Genomic DNA, 14748 nt, shown 5'->3' with positions numbered 1-14748 from the left:
GAATGTGATGAAAAATGTTGTACATTCAATGTGTAAAGATCAAGAGTTTAAATTATGTGTATTGTGGCATTGGCTTGGCAGGTCTTGACAGACACACCACTGTGTTTGATTTCAAATCGAGATGAGTTCTATCGGCGTCCGACAGCAGCACTGGCAGCATGGTCTGATAGTCCAATTGTTGCAGGGCAAGATTTAGAATCGGGCGGTACGTGGATGGGCATTACCCCATCGGGACGCTGGGCTGTGATTACCAATTATCGTGATGCGAATGATGTTCGTGAATATCCAACTTCACGTGGGCATATTATTCAGGCTTTTTTAGAATCTGAGCAAACACCTATCCGTTTTGCGCAAGCCTTAGAAAAACAGCAATGTGAATATGCAGGTTTTAATTTATTTGTGGGTGACACCACTCAAGCGGTGTACATGAGTAACCGTGGAGAAGCACCGCAGGTTTTAGCTAAAGGCGTTTATGTGGTGTCGAATGGATTGATGAGTGACCCTTGGGAGAAAACTGCACGCTTACGCAAACGCTTTACGCAGGAGTTTTTACCGATGCTGCAATTGCCTGATCTTGCAACGGCAGAGCTAAATGCTGCGGCGTGGGATATTTTGCAAGATGAACGCAAAGTTGCATCTGAATTGTTACCGCAAACAGGGATTTCATTGGAGATGGAAGCGTTGTTGTCATCGACTTTTATTCAAAGTCCACTTTACGGTACACGTTGTTCCAATTTTTTACGTATGCAGGCGCAGCAATTTACATGGCTGGAAAAAACACAATATGGTGAGCAAAAGGGAGATATTGTGCAGCAACAGTTGAACATTGAGGCATAAAAAATGCCGACGTGATGTCGGCATTTTTAATTTATGGATGTTATCCAGCAATTGCTTTGCCGTCTTTACGGGTGATGACAACCGTTGCTGAACGAGGACGTGCAGTTTTATTGTTCATGTCAGTTTGTGTTGCAGGCCAATGGCTGCTTGGCGCATCAAAACTCTTTGAATCTTCACCTGGGTGCTGAACGTTAATAAAGATTGCTTTGTAGTCAGGTGTCATGGTTACACCTGTAATTTCACATTCTTTTGGCCCAACAAGGAAGCGACGTAAGTTTTTATCGGTGACTTGAGCACCAGCAATTGTACTTTGATCACCAACAGTTTTTACAACACCGCCATCACCAACTTGACCAGGTAGTGCTGCTAACATCATACAGTTTGTAACATCTGTATATGCGCCATCATCTGTTTGAATCCAAAGAACACCACGTGGGTCAAACCACATACCATCTGGACTTGAGAAGTCGTTTGCATCGCTTAAATTAGAAAGGTTAATTGTCGGATCCATACTTGCTTCAGCACCAAATAGATAGATATCCCATTCAAATGATGTTGCTGCAGTATTCTCTTCTTTAAAGCGGATAATATGACCATTGACGTTACCTTTACCACCTTCAGGATCGGTGTAGTTACGTGGGTTTGCAGGATCTGTTGCATAGCTTGAACCACGGTTCGAGTTATTGGTTAAAGTCACGTACACTTCACCATTTTCAGGGTTTACAGCAACCCATTCTGGACGATCCATTTTTGTAGCTCCTACAGCATCTGCTGCAAGACGAGCAAAAGTAAGGACATCCGCTTGTGAGCTAAATGGGTAAATAGCGTTTGTTTCGGTTAAGCCATTTTTACCATAAGCCAGTTCAATCCACTCTCCTGTGCCTGATGCATTAAATTTAGCGACATAGAATTTCCCTGAATTCATATATTTGTCGCCAGCTCGATAACCACCATTCACATCTTTAGGATCCCATGTTGCATCTGATACAAATTTGTAGATGTACTCACCGCGCGAGTCATCGCCCATATAGAATGCAAATTTTTGCCCTTCAATTGCGCGGCTGGCGCGACAGTCTTCGTGAGCAAAACGACCTAATGCAGTACGTTTTACTGGGTTTGAGCGGCTATCGAATGGATCAATTTCTACAATCCAGCCAAATGTATTTGGCGCATTACGATAGTCTTGAGTTGCAGACTCTTTGGTTACGTTAGCAGCCCAACGATCATACATGTCTTGAGATTCAAAACCAGCTTCTGCTGTTTCCCAACCATAGCGTGAAGATTTATTCAAATACACGATGCGATCTTGCTCATCGCGTTCTGGAATTTTTTTACCATCAGCATCTAAAATATAAATGATGTTGTTTTTCGCATCACGTTTAACACTACCGTCTGCATTTTTTTCAGTTTGATAAGAGATCTCTAAGCCTAAGCCATAGCGTTTAAGTGCTATTTTTTCAGCTTCACTACGGGCTGAGTATTGGTCTGTACCTGAGCGTTGGAAATAACCAATAAAATTTTCTTCAGCAGTTAAATAAGTGCCCCATGGTGTATAACCATTACCACAGTTATTTTGTGTGCCTCGAGTTTGACGACCAGCGGGAGAGAATGCTGTGTGCAGTAATGGAGAACCAGCTACAGGCCCTGCAAAATCCATGACAGTCGAAGCTGTAATACGACGGTTAAATGGTGATGACTTCACAATCTCTACAGCTTGAGTTTCAGCATTTTTCTTAATATGAACGACTGAAACACCGTGTGCATTTACTTCACGAATCACTTCATCTTCTGGGCGACGTCCATCCTTTTTAGTTGCGCCTTTTGGATGTAAGAAGGTTTGGTTGATATATTCGTGGTTCAAAACCAATAAGCCATGATCTGATGCATTTTCATCATAACGACCAGTTTTAGTACTTAAGCCAAAATAGCTCATGCCATCGTGACAGTCACCAGAGCGGAATTGGAAACTTGGGCCAGATGGAACATCTGCATCTGCATTCCAATTGCTATAAGAAGGATTGATTGAGTCACCTAAAGCATATAATACAGTTGCTTGGTAACCTTCAGGAACAGTAACAATATCATTTAAATTTTTATCTACAGCTTTAAATGTTAATGTTTCAGGCTTGGTATAGGGTTCTTCTTTACTTGTTGGTGGTGTTACATTTGTATCTTCATCATCATCACTACATGCAGATAAAGAAGAAGCTAAAGCTAAAGCTGCTGCACCGCTTGCAGTTTTTTTAATTAAACTGCGACGGCTCATGCGTTGTTCTAGAATGTCACGAAAGTGCGTATTGTCTGAAGTGTTATTATCTAACTCTTGATCTTCATTGTAAGGCATAAAATCAGTCATTTTTTTTCCTAGCAAATTGCTTAGTCGTTTGAAAGTTATATGTAAATTAGTGGCTAAACATGACATGCGGGTTAAGCTTATGTGTCAAACTGATTAAATCCGTTCAGTTGTGATCTACACGCACAAAAAAAGAAGCAACCATGTGCTTCTTTTTAAAATTCAATATTTTAGATTAGCTGTGACTGACTCGGCGCTTCTCAATTAATTTGCCAAAAAACAAACCAATTTCAAACAGCATCCACATCGGAATGGCAAGCATGATCATCGATAAAGCGTCTGGCGGTGTGACAAACATGGCCACAAAAAAACAGCCAACAATAATAAAGCGACGTTTTTCAACCAAAGTTTGCGTAGACACGACACCAATCATAATCAGCAAAAGTGTGACAATTGGAATCTCAAAGGTAAAACCAAAAACCAAAAACAGCTTCAAACAAAACGTAAGATAGCTATTAATGTCGGTCATCGGGGCGACTGTTTCAGGGGAAACGCTAATGAAAAAGTGCAGAATGGATGGCAAGGCGACAAAGTAAGCAAAGCTAATTCCGATATAGAACAAGCAAATACTGCCGATCAGCAAAGGCAGCGCCAAACTTTTTTCTTTTTCATATAACGCTGGTTTTACGAATGCCCAAATCTGATACAAAATAAATGGCATCGCAATGAACAGCGCGACAAAAAAGTTTAGTTTAAACGGCGCCATAAAGGTTGCGGTAACATCAGTCGCAATCATGGTTGATGTATGTGGCAACTGTGCACGTAATGGTTCCGACAATACTTGATAAGTTTTATTGGCAAAGGGCAATAAACAGAAGAATAAGGCAAGAATAAGCCCTACAATTTTAAAAAGATGATTACGCAGCACCATCAAGTGCTTGGTAATTGGCATTTCTTCTAATGCGGCTTGCTCTGCCTTCACAGGCAAATGCGAAAGCTCAGAAGCGTTTGATTGGCTCATACTGCAACCTTCATTTCAGTATAGGGCGCTGTAGTATGTTGTAGCGCAGATAAATTTGAATGTGATGTCATTTTAGTTTTAGGGAGTAACACAGCAGAGGTTTTTTCAGTATTTAAAACCAAGGTGTAATGATGCTGTTGTAAGGTATTTTTTGATACGGCATGCGGGGAATGTGTGCTTTTTGCAGTTATATCTTCAAATATTTTTTCTTGCTGCATTTCATGCATTTGTGCTTGCATCTTTGCTTCAAGTTCCTGAATACGCGCCATTTCTTGCTGCATTTGCTCGCGTAATTCAGATAAACGCAATTCGCGGTCAATGTCATTTTGAACATTACTGACCATACGTTTAATTTTAGCGTACCACTTGCCGACAAAACGCGCTGCTTCAGGGAGTTTTTCAGGACCCAGCACCAATAATGCAATGATGCCGAAAATCAGCAGTTCCGTCATTCCAATATTGAGCATAATCTCAAACCCTCAGCCTTAGTGTTTTACTGTCGAATTGACATCACTGCTGTTGGCCTGATGTTCGATGGTACGCGGTTCTTTGAGTTGAGCGGTTTCAGCTTCATCGTCTTTAATTGATTTTTTAAAATCTTTGACTGCACCACCGACATCTTTACCCAAATTTTTCAGTTTAGATGTACCAAATAATAAAATGACCACAATTGCAAAAATCAGCACGTGCCAAATAGATAATCCTGCCATGATTTAGACCTCTCAATAGTTGAGCCTATCTCAACAGGTCTGTATGACAATGCGGTGACGAATGTGTTGCGATTTAAAGACAGGGGATTAAAGAATATAAATTTGGAAAAAGAAACAGCCTGTACATGACCGCAGGCTGTTGTATTTGAGCAATTAAGATTCGACTTAATAGATGTTCATGCAATTAAGCTTGTAGGCTATCTTTAAACTGTTGCATGGCCTGACCACGATGGCTGATTTTATTTTTTTCTGCTTTCGACATCTCAGCACTCGACACACCCAATTCAGGTAACCAAAACAGTGGGTCATAGCCAAAACCATTTTCACCACGGGTTTCTGCTAAAATTTCCCCTTTCCAAATCCCCTGAAATATTTTAGGGAGTGGGTCATCGGCATGTTCAACCAAGGCTAAAACACAGACAAACATGCCTTCAATGGCTTCACCATCTTGACGTAGTGGTTTGAGTTTATTGAGCAGTTTTTCATTGTTGGCAGCATCATTGCCGTGTTCGCCTGCAAAACGTGCAGAATAAATGCCTGGTGCACCACCTAAAATTGGCACACATAAACCTGAATCATCGGCAATGGCAGGCTTGCCTGAAATTTTTGCGGCATGGCGAGCTTTTAAAATGGCATTTTCAACAAAGCTCAAACCATCTTCAACCGCATCTTCAATATTCAATTGACCTTGCGGAATCACTTGCACAGGCAAGTCTAATTGCGCAAACAGGGTTTCAAATTCTGCAATTTTGCCTTTGTTGTTGCTTGCTAAAACCAAAGTGCCTTGAGCGCGCCAATCAGTTGCAGTCATAATTTAGATCTAAATTGAAAACAATAGGGCATATTTTAACGGATTTTTCAGATTTAAAAGGTTAATCTTGCATAGATTTATTTTTAAAAAGTAGAAGGGGGTAAGTGTGAGCAAGATTTCAGAACTATATCGTGATTCAAGTCAGCATCGCGCATTACTTCAGCAAAGTGAGCGTTGTGGTTGCTTTTATTGTCTTGAAATTTTTAACTATAGTGAAATTGAAGAGTGGTGCGATGACGAGCAAACCGCAATTTGCCCGCATTGTGGTATAGACGCGGTATTGGGTTCTGCATCGGTAGAAGCATTAACCCCTGAACTGTTACAGGCCATGCATCGTGCTTATTTTGAATAAAATATAAAAGCACCCGAAGGTGCTTTTAATGAAATTAAACGCGGTTGGATTTATTGCGCTTGAATCCACTTGTCGGCACGGTCACGTGCTTGACGAATTTGTTCTTGGGTCAAGTTCGCTGCCAATGCAGTTTTCTTACCTTCAGACAAAGAAATCACTTTGTTATCGAGCATGCCATCACGGGTAGATAATTCATACCACTGATATGCGCCCATATAGTTTTTCTTTTGTTCTTCCATCATGGCAAGGTTAAAGCTTGCGCGGTTGTCGCCGCGGCTGGCTGCTTTTTCAAAATATTGACGTGCCAAGACTTCGTCTTTTTTCGTGCCAATGCCATCTGCCAACATACGGCCTACATTCAATTGCGCTGCAGATAAACCTTGATCTGCCGCAGCTTTGTACCAAGCAAACGCTTGACGGCTGTCTTGCTGTACGTCTTTACCTTGTTGATATTTAGTCGCTAAGTAAAATTGTGCGCCTGCTTGACCTGCTTTGGCTGCTTTCGTTAAGCCGTTAATATCCATCACAGAATATTGTGCTGCTTGGCTTGCTACAGACGATGGTGGAACATAATCTGCATGGGCTTGAATGCTCAACAGTCCAACCAATAGCGTGGTGCTTAATAATAGTTTTTTCATAGAGCGCTCACTCGATAAATTGCGACTTCACCAAACAAATTAGGCAGATGCTTACTGAGTAAACTATCTTGTTGATTCCCATTCACGGCAAGTCGGTTAATGATGCGAATATTATTTTCGGCACAAAGTGCCTCAAAATCACGAAACGTACATAAATGAATATTTGGGGTGTTGTACCACATATAAGGTAATGCGTCTGAAACAGGCATTTTTCCTTTTAAGGCGAGAAAAGAGCGAGTCTTCCAATGCGCAAAGTTTGGAAAGGTAATAATTGCCTGTTTAGCCACACGCACCATATCTCTTAATAATACGTCAGGTGCATCTACTGCTTGCAAGGCTTGTGCCATGACCACATAGTCAAAAGACTGGTCGGCAAAGCGGCTAAGCCCCAAATTCAAGTCTTGTTGGATGATATTTAACCCGCGACTGATCGCAATTGCAATCTTTTCTTGATCAATTTCTAATCCGTATGCACGAATATTATGCTGTTTGCTCATGTGTGCCAACAGTTCACCATCGCCACAACCCAAATCGAGTACTTTAGAATTGGGTTTAATCCACTTTTCGGCAAGTTGCTGATCAAGACGCATTACACGGCCTCCTGTGGGGTTGCTTGAAGATGTTCTGTACCACCCAAAAATGCACGCATGGCTTTTACATATAGTGGAATTGGGAACAAGAACGAATCGTGTCCTTGTTCGGCATCAATATCTAAATAGCTGACAGGCTTATGATTGCTAATTAAGGCATCCACAATTTCCTGCGAACGCTCAGGACTAAAACGCCAGTCGGTGGTAAAAGACACCACTAAAAACTTGCATTTTGTGTTCGCCATGGCTTTTTGTAAGGACTGTTCATATTCACGTGCAGGATCAAAATAATCGAGTGCCTTGGTCATAATTAAATAAGTATTGGCATCAAAATTACGGCTAAATTGTTCGCCCTGATAGCGTAAATAGCTTTCGACCTGAAACTCGACATCAAAGCCATACATAAACTTGCCAGATTTTAAGTCACGACCAAATTTCTGTTTCATGGCTTCTTCAGACAAATAAGTGATGTGTCCAACCATGCGCGCCAAAATCAATCCACGTTTTGGATAGCTGTCATGTTCCAAATAACGCCCATGATGAAAATCTGGGTCAGATAAAATCGACTGACGCGCGACTTCGTTAAAAGCAATATTTTGTGCGGAGAGTTTTGGTGCACTGGCAATAATGACGCATTTTTTCAGACGATCAGGATAATCAACCGACCATTGCAAAGCCTGCATGCCACCTAAAGAGCCGCCAATAATTGAATACCAAACCTCAATGCCTAAACGGTCAGACAGCATGGCTTGGGTTTTGACCCAATCTCGCACCGTCACTAAAGGGAAGTCAGGGCCATAAGGACGGTTGTCATTTTCAGGGTTGGGTGATGTGGGCCCCGTAGAGCCGTTGCAGCCACCAATATTGTTTAAGGCCACCACAAAAAAGTGGTTGGTATCAATGGCTTTTCCTGGGCCAATACAGGCATCCCACCAGCCTGCTTTTTTATCGTCGGCATGATGATAACCTGCAGCGTGATGATGCCCTGATAGTGCGTGACAGATTAGAATCGCATTGGATTTATCGGCATTGAGTGTGCCATAAGTTTCGACCATGAGTTCAAAGCGGGGCAGAACACGACCACATTCGAGTTCTAAAGGTTCTTCAAATTGGAATTTTTTTGGAACAACAATGCCTACTGAGTCAGCTGGAAAAGACACGGGAATAATTCGCCTTAAATCCTGAGGATGAATAAATAAAAGGATACCACTTGGGGTATCCTTTTCAAAATGCTTTTACATGTTAGCGCAAGATTATACTGCTGCTGCAACCACTTGATCTGTGCTTAACACACCTTGTTCAATCAAGCGGTTGGTGCAGGCAATAATTGCATCAATAGATGAGGTCACGATGTTGTCATGTACCCCTGCACCAAAGGCAGATTTACCTGTGCCTTTCACTTGCAATTCAATTAAAGCCAACGCTTTTGCATGTGCGCCCGAGCTAATGCTGCGCTCTTCATAGTTCAAGACATCAATTGGCAATTGCAATGCATTCAAAATTGCTGAAATTGGACCATTGCCTTCGCCGCGTAAGCGTTGCGTTTCGCCGTTTACCACAACATCTAGTTCAATGACTTGATTGCCATTTTCATCAGACAATTTGTAGTTTTGCGTTGCATATTGCGCATCTTTTACCGCAACGTAAGTTTCTTTAAACAAGTTCCAGATTTCGCTTGCGCTAATTTCTGTACCTTGTTCATCGGTACGTTGTTGCACAATTTGCGAGAATTCGATTTGTAAACGACGCGGCAAAGTCACGTTGTAGTTCGATTCTAACAAGTAAGCAATACCGCCTTTACCCGATTGTGAGTTGACACGAATCACTGCGTCATAGTCACGACCTAAATCTTTCGGGTCAATTGGTAAGTAAGGCATATCCCAAATTTCTTCGTTTTTCTGGAACTCAAAACCTTTCTTAATTGCGTCTTGGTGTGAACCAGAGAATGCAGTAAAGACTAAGTCACCTGCGTACGGATGACGAGGGTGTACTGGCAAGCCTGTGCATTCTTCAACTGTTGCAATAATTTCGTTGATGTTTGAGAAATCCAACTCAGGTGCAACACCTTGGGTGTACATGTTCAAGGCAATTGCCGCAACGTCTACGTTACCTGTGCGCTCACCGTTACCAAATACACAACCTTCTACACGGTCTGCACCCGCCATGATGGCCAATTCAGAAGCGGCAATACCACAACCACGGTCATTGTGACAGTGTACTGAAATGATCACGCCATCACGACGCGCAATGTTGCGGTGCATCCATTCCACTTGGTCGGCATACACGTTTGGCGTAGACACTTCTACCGTTGCAGGCAAGTTTAAAATCACTTTATTGGTTGGCGATGCTTCCCAAATTTCAGTCACGGCATCACAAACATCTTTAGCCACTTCTAACTCAGTTGCAGTAAAACATTCTGGGCTGTACTGGAATACCCATTCTGTTTCAGGTTGCTTCGCTGCGTATTCTTTGACTTTGCTAGCTGCATTGATCGCCAATTGTTTGGCACCCGCAACATCAACATTCAAGACTTTGTTGCGGAAGGTTGGTGAGTTGGCATTATAAATATGCACAATCGCACGTTTAGCACCTTGTAAAGATTCAAAAGTACGTGCGATTAAATGGTCACGCGCTTGTACCAAGACTTCAATATACACGTCATCTGGAATATGACCTTCTTCAATCAATTTACGGGTGAAATCGAAGTCAACTTGAGATGCCGATGGGAAACCAATTTCGATGTGTTTAAAACCAATTTTCACAAGCATTTGGAACATTTTGAATTTTTGTTCGATGTTCATTGGCTCAAAGATCGCTTGGTTACCGTCACGTAGGTCGGTACTCATCCAGATTGGCGCTTTGGTAATTTCGTTATTTGGCCATTGGCGGTCTGGTAAGTCGACACGCTGGTACATACGACGGTATTTTTTGCTTGGATCTGCCAACATCATGTGAAAACTCCTTGAATAGTAGCGGTTGCATCGGTCGTGGATAACGGCAACTTACTATAAATATAGATTGTGTCTATTCTATCAATTTACAAGCTATTTCAGGAGACTATCGCTAAAAGTCGAATCATGGCACTTGTAAACCAATATCTGTATGTTAATGGATCTGCAAGGGTAATAATTCCCTGTTTTTTACAAATATAGCCTTAGCTGTGAAAATTTTTTCTGTTATTTGTTTTATTTCTGATAAATGTAACTGTTGTTAATCTGTTCGATGCAGCTTGTTCCCATGAGTGCCATACTCACTTCAAATTCTTCTTTTAAGAGCTTGATGCTATGTGCTGCCCCTAGTGCACCTGCAACTGCCAAGCCATAAATATATGGCCGTCCAATTAATACTGCATTTGCCCCTAAGGCCAATGCCTTAAAAATATCTGTGCCACGACGGATACCACTGTCCAATAGAATAGGGAAATCGTGCGGTAAAATTTTTCGCATCGTGCTTAAAACTTGAATTGGACTGACTGAGGTATCTAAAACTCGACCACCGTGATTAGACACAATAATCCCTTGTACGCCGTATTGATAGGCCTGTTGTGCATCGGCAGGGTGTAAAATTCCTTTGAGTAAAATAGGAAGTGGGCTGTGTTGGACTAGCCAAGCAATATCTTCCCATGTGGCGGCTTGCTGCATTAAGCCATCAAATAGAGCATGCTGATTGTCTTTGAGGGTTGCTGTACTCACAGGATGATGATGCACTGCCTGAATATGTGCGGGTAACTGAAAGTAAGCGCGACGTTCCCGATCTCGAATACCCATGTGCGGTGCATCAACCGTGAGTACAATGGCTTGATAGGCATAATGTTGCGCTTGAAAAATCAAATCCAAAGCGGCTTTACGACTGCCTTGCCAATACAGTTGAAACCATTTTGGCGCAGATGAAACCTGATCAAGCGTTGCCACTGAGGTGGTGCTTAAATGACTGAGAATCATGGGCGCTTGCATAGCGGAAGCTGCTTGTGCTGTGGCAATTTCCCCCTGCGGATGAAATAGCTGTTGATAAGCCACGGGGGCTAAAAAAATCGGGTGGGGATAGTGTTCGCCTAAAAGTTGAATCTGCGTATTGGCATCTTTAAAAGAATTTAAGTGACGTGGTAATAATTGAATATTGGCAAAAGCAGTTCGGTTATTATTTAGACTGTATTCATCGCCCGCAGCGCCTTCTAAATTGGCCCATGTGGCTGCATCCAAGTGTAGTTTCGCCTGTTTTTGATAGTCGGCAATCGTTTGTAAATGTGGGGGAATATGGTTTAAGGCTGCCAATGGTGCGGTATTCATAATTGACTCCATTGACGAATCAGATTGTGATAGTGCGCAGTCAGGGACAATACTTCTGCGGTATCACCAAGTTGTTGACGTAATTGCAGAATGGTCATGTCTAAATTGAACAACATACTGCGCTGCCAGTCATCTTTCACCATACTTTGACACCAAGTAAATGCCGCAATTCTTTGGCCTACTGTTACTGGTTCAACCCGATGTAAACTGGTGGCAGGGTATACGATGGCATCGCCTGCATTGAGTTTAACCGCATGGCTACCGTAACTATCTTCAATGATCAGTTCACCGCCCTGATATTCTTCAGGCTCACTTAAAAACAGGGTCATGGACACATCCGTGCGAATCGGACGTTGTACCTGTGCGCAATATTGCACGGCATTATCAACATGATTGCCATAGGCTGCTGTGTTTTGATAACAATTGAACATCGGCTGGAGGATATGCAAAGGGAGCGCGAACGACTGTAATAAAGTCTGTTGTTTCAGTGCGCTGAGGATGTCTTGTGACAGTGTTGCATAGCTCGGATGTTGCAGGTCAAACTGCAAATTCTGTTTAATTTTCTGTGCTTGTGCACCTGCACTGAGTTGACCATTTTGCCATGCAGATGCGGTGTCCAATTCAGCACGAATTTGTTGGACTTGCACTTTGCTGAGGACTTCTGGAATGTGAAGCATCATACCGATTCTTCCTGAAAAAGTTTGAATTCAAACTGCTGAACATTCTACACCGTTGTTCGGCATGCAAAGTTCGAGCAATAGATGGTATGAAAAATAATCTATCGCTCGAATCTAAATCTGTAGCCTGTTTTAAGCGGGCTACTACAGATTTGCTATAACTTAGAACTTGTAGTTTAAGCTGATTGCTGCCGAGCGTGGCTGCCCAAGAACGACGCGACCACCACCATTGTTTAACGTGCTGATGTATTCTTTATCGGCAAGGTTATAAAGGTTTAAATTTAACGAGGCATTTTTGTTGAAGTTGTAGCCTACCAATGCATCAAATACGACATAGCCTGGAATATTTGGCATGTTGGCAGGTGCGTTGCTGTCGGTCACAACTCGTTTTTGTTCATCGACATAACGCGCGCCCAAACCTAATTTAAAGCCCGCCCAGTCGTAGGTTGACCATAAACTTGCAGTCCATTCAGGCGACCAACGTTCCGATAAGGTTGTGGCACTTGATGAGCGTTGATTCAGTTGTTTCACTTTCATGTGTGCAACGCCTGCAGACAAATTCCAGTTATCGGTCATTTGACCAACGGCACTCAACTCAATGCCATCGACCCGTTTTTTACCCTCTTGTACAGCAAGCTGAGAAATTGGATCTATAGTCGATTGATTTTCATTTTCTGTACGATACGCTGCAGCAGCCAAAGCCAGCTTGCCTTGTAGTAACTCCCATTTGCTGCCTACTTCATAATGATGGGTTTCTTGAGGCTTGGCATTGATTGCGTCATTGCCCGATTCAGACAGGGTAAAGTTGGCGCTGCCGGGCGGAGTCAGCGATTTTGCATACGCAGCGTAAATGCTGCTATTTAACGTAGGCTTATACACAGCGCCAAGTTTCCAACTGAACAGCGTATCGTGGGTGCTCAGATCTGTGGCCACCAAAGCATTTCCCCCACGTGGCAGAGTAAGCCCTTGATAATCTGTTTCATAATAATCGACCCGTACGCCACCATTCAGTTGAAAACGCTCTCCAAATTTTAAAGTATCAAATAAATAGGCGGCTGCGGTTTGGGTTTCACCATCGGTATAACCACCGTTGTAAATCAGCTGCGGCATGGCTTGATTGCGGTCTGGGTGATAAAGATTGGCCCACGGTGTATCGGCAGTGGCTTCGCCAGGCATCTGGGTTGCCATGAGTTTGCTAGATTGCTGTTCTTTTAAAAACTCCATGCCTGCAACAACATCATGCTGTACTGCCCCCGTTTTGACACTCCAGTTTAAAGTGCTTTGATTGGCCAGAATCTTATTTTCCTGATCGACGCCTTGGCGGGAGCGATTCACTTCCCATTGTGCTGGGTCAGGTGAACCATTGGTTCTTAAACCACTAGCACCCGTATTGATCCCTGTCAGCACCCGATTCATCTGCGTTTTGCCTACACGGGTGATATTGGTCAGTTTGAGTTGATCGGTTAAATCACTTTCAATTTTTGCGGTGAACATATCAGCATCGACATCTTCATAGTCATTGACATGGCCATAAAAATTCTCCCGATTGACTTTAGGCGCAGTCGCTAACAGCGAGTCTGAGTTATAAAAGCCCTTCATGCCGATTGTTGGAATACCACCATCTGGAATATTGCGCTGTCTGATGTGTTGAGAATATAAATATAAACGAGTGGCCGTGTTTAATCCGAAAGCAAGAGAAGGAGCGATGGCATAACTGTTATTTTCGATATAGTCACGTCCTTCTACACCACCTTCTTGCCCCATCACGTTCAGGCGAAACGCCGTATTGGGGTTGATGACTTGGTTAATGTCTGCAGAGAGTCGGGCATGTTCTGCGGTGTTATAGCTGGCAGAAATTTCCTGACGGTTTTCACTTTGCGGTAATTTACTCACCAAATTGATATAACCCGAAGCCGCACCACGACCTGCTTCTGAACCTGATGGACCTTTGACCACTTCAATTTGATCAAGGTTAAAGACATCACGGCTGATAGCACCTAAATCGCGAATACCATCGACATAGGTTGAGGTTTGGGTAGAAAAACCTCGCATTTGGAAGGCATCGCCTGCACTGGTATTACCATTTTCACCAAGTTGCAGGGTAATGCCTGGGGTGTTACGCAAGGCTTCAACTAACGAGGTTGCACCTTGCTCCTGTAAGATTTCTTTTTTAATTACAGATATGGTTTGTGCAGTATCGAGTAAAGGCTGTGTGTATTTTGCAGAGCTTAAACTGTCTGCCTTGTATTTGCTTTCGGCTTCCGATTTAACCGTAATGGTGGGTAAGTGGGTGACGTCATCTTCAGGGCTTGCGGCATGTGCAAGTAGTGGAAGAGAGGCGGCTAAAGCCATCAGTTGCGCAGAGCGATTGTGTTTGCGGCTTTTGATCTGTACCATTTATGGTATTTCCCTAAATGTAAACCAACAGGAGGCCACGCTTTATTCAGCGTTTTTAGTTCAAAATGAATAAAGTGTGAAGTTGTTGTTATGACGTCTATAACAATTGTTGCTAATTGTATTGAGAATCATTATC

General features: G+C 42.7%; 14 protein-coding genes. 2 read left to right on the top strand and 12 right to left on the bottom strand.

Translation table 11 applies throughout. From position 1 onward, the window contains the following. Positions 1 to 54 precede the first annotated feature (54 nt). Complete coding sequence (locus HX743_RS06310; protein WP_004974805.1) at positions 55 to 837, top strand: NRDE family protein; 783 nt, start codon at positions 55 to 57, stop codon at positions 835 to 837. Between the two features lie 40 nt (positions 838 to 877). On the opposite strand, the gene HX743_RS06305 is transcribed toward HX743_RS06310, so the two are convergent. From HX743_RS06305 to rdgB, 5 genes are all read right to left on the bottom strand, one after another. Next, positions 878 to 3193 carry a PhoX family phosphatase gene (locus HX743_RS06305; RefSeq protein ID WP_178318788.1) on the bottom strand — a complete coding sequence of 772 codons (2316 nt, stop codon included), beginning with the start codon at positions 3191 to 3193 and terminating at the stop codon, positions 878 to 880. Between the two features lie 172 nt (positions 3194 to 3365). Next, positions 3366 to 4151: a twin-arginine translocase subunit TatC gene (gene tatC, locus HX743_RS06300; protein ID WP_004974811.1), complete on the bottom strand. Its 786-nt coding sequence runs from the start codon at positions 4149 to 4151 to the stop codon at positions 3366 to 3368. Next, the gene (gene tatB, locus HX743_RS06295; RefSeq protein ID WP_167846331.1) at positions 4148 to 4618 is read right to left on the bottom strand and encodes a Sec-independent protein translocase protein TatB; all 471 of its coding nucleotides are present in this window, start codon (positions 4616 to 4618) and stop codon (positions 4148 to 4150) included. The genes tatC and tatB overlap by 4 nt, the downstream gene beginning before the upstream one ends. Before the next feature lie 18 nt (positions 4619 to 4636). Further along, positions 4637 to 4861: a Sec-independent protein translocase subunit TatA gene (gene tatA, locus HX743_RS06290; RefSeq protein ID WP_104852566.1), complete on the bottom strand. Its 225-nt coding sequence runs from the start codon at positions 4859 to 4861 to the stop codon at positions 4637 to 4639. Positions 4862 to 5045: 184 nt separating this feature from the next. Beyond that, a complete protein-coding gene (rdgB, locus tag HX743_RS06285; protein ID WP_168541527.1) occupies positions 5046 to 5672 on the bottom strand; it encodes an RdgB/HAM1 family non-canonical purine NTP pyrophosphatase in 627 nt (208 codons plus the stop codon). Between the two features lie 106 nt (positions 5673 to 5778). Between rdgB and HX743_RS06280 the strand changes: the two genes are divergently transcribed. Next, positions 5779 to 6024, top strand: a complete 246-nt coding sequence (locus HX743_RS06280) for a cytoplasmic protein (protein ID WP_178318787.1) — start codon at positions 5779 to 5781, stop codon at positions 6022 to 6024. A 50-nt stretch (positions 6025 to 6074) separates the two neighbouring features. Here HX743_RS06280 and HX743_RS06275 read toward each other — a convergent pair whose 3' ends face one another. From HX743_RS06275 to HX743_RS06245, 7 genes are all read right to left on the bottom strand, one after another. Further along, entirely contained in the window at positions 6075 to 6662 is a 588-nt protein-coding gene (locus HX743_RS06275; protein WP_104852563.1) for a tetratricopeptide repeat protein, read from the bottom strand. After that, positions 6659 to 7252: a methionine biosynthesis protein MetW gene (gene metW / locus HX743_RS06270; RefSeq protein WP_104852562.1), complete on the bottom strand. Its 594-nt coding sequence runs from the start codon at positions 7250 to 7252 to the stop codon at positions 6659 to 6661. Before metW ends, HX743_RS06275 begins: the two co-directional genes overlap by 4 nt. Further along, positions 7252 to 8412, bottom strand: a complete 1161-nt coding sequence (locus HX743_RS06265; protein ID WP_019836832.1) for a homoserine O-acetyltransferase — start codon at positions 8410 to 8412, stop codon at positions 7252 to 7254. Before HX743_RS06265 ends, metW begins: the two co-directional genes overlap by 1 nt. Before the next feature lie 93 nt (positions 8413 to 8505). After that, on the bottom strand, positions 8506 to 10203 hold the full coding sequence (leuA, locus tag HX743_RS06260; RefSeq protein ID WP_178318786.1) for a 2-isopropylmalate synthase: 1698 nt from the start codon (positions 10201 to 10203) through the stop codon (positions 8506 to 8508). Between the two features lie 234 nt (positions 10204 to 10437). Next, entirely contained in the window at positions 10438 to 11538 is a 1101-nt protein-coding gene (locus HX743_RS06255) for an alpha-hydroxy acid oxidase (RefSeq protein WP_178318785.1), read from the bottom strand. Next, positions 11535 to 12218, bottom strand: coding sequence for a Fe2+-dependent dioxygenase (locus tag HX743_RS06250; protein ID WP_178318784.1), 684 nt, complete (start codon positions 12216 to 12218; stop codon positions 11535 to 11537). The genes HX743_RS06255 and HX743_RS06250 overlap by 4 nt, the downstream gene beginning before the upstream one ends. 159 nt (positions 12219 to 12377) lie before the next feature. After that, entirely contained in the window at positions 12378 to 14612 is a 2235-nt protein-coding gene (locus tag HX743_RS06245) for a catecholate siderophore receptor Fiu (protein WP_178318783.1), read from the bottom strand. Positions 14613 to 14748: the final 136 nt, after the last annotated feature.

Source organism: Acinetobacter sp. Swhac1, assembly GCF_013390985.1.
Classification (GTDB): domain Bacteria; phylum Pseudomonadota; class Gammaproteobacteria; order Pseudomonadales; family Moraxellaceae; genus Acinetobacter; species Acinetobacter towneri.
The sequence above is the reverse complement of the archived record's forward strand: the minus strand, read 5'-3'. Positions and strand labels throughout refer to the sequence as shown.

Coding starts and splice junctions, on each gene's coding strand:
- HX743_RS06310 (WP_004974805.1), top strand. CDS start 55: ATGTGTATTGTGGCATTGGCTTGGCAGGTCTTGACAGACACACCACTG.
- HX743_RS06305 (WP_178318788.1), bottom strand. CDS start 3,193: ATGACTGATTTTATGCCTTACAATGAAGATCAAGAGTTAGATAATAAC.
- tatC (WP_004974811.1), bottom strand. CDS start 4,151: ATGAGCCAATCAAACGCTTCTGAGCTTTCGCATTTGCCTGTGAAGGCA.
- tatB (WP_167846331.1), bottom strand. CDS start 4,618: ATGCTCAATATTGGAATGACGGAACTGCTGATTTTCGGCATCATTGCA.
- tatA (WP_104852566.1), bottom strand. CDS start 4,861: ATGGCAGGATTATCTATTTGGCACGTGCTGATTTTTGCAATTGTGGTC.
- rdgB (WP_168541527.1), bottom strand. CDS start 5,672: ATGACTGCAACTGATTGGCGCGCTCAAGGCACTTTGGTTTTAGCAAGC.
- HX743_RS06275 (WP_104852563.1), bottom strand. CDS start 6,662: ATGAAAAAACTATTATTAAGCACCACGCTATTGGTTGGACTGTTGAGC.
- metW (WP_104852562.1), bottom strand. CDS start 7,252: ATGCGTCTTGATCAGCAACTTGCCGAAAAGTGGATTAAACCCAATTCT.
- leuA (WP_178318786.1), bottom strand. CDS start 10,203: ATGATGTTGGCAGATCCAAGCAAAAAATACCGTCGTATGTACCAGCGT.
- HX743_RS06255 (WP_178318785.1), bottom strand. CDS start 11,538: ATGAATACCGCACCATTGGCAGCCTTAAACCATATTCCCCCACATTTA.
- HX743_RS06250 (WP_178318784.1), bottom strand. CDS start 12,218: ATGATGCTTCACATTCCAGAAGTCCTCAGCAAAGTGCAAGTCCAACAA.
- HX743_RS06245 (WP_178318783.1), bottom strand. CDS start 14,612: ATGGTACAGATCAAAAGCCGCAAACACAATCGCTCTGCGCAACTGATG.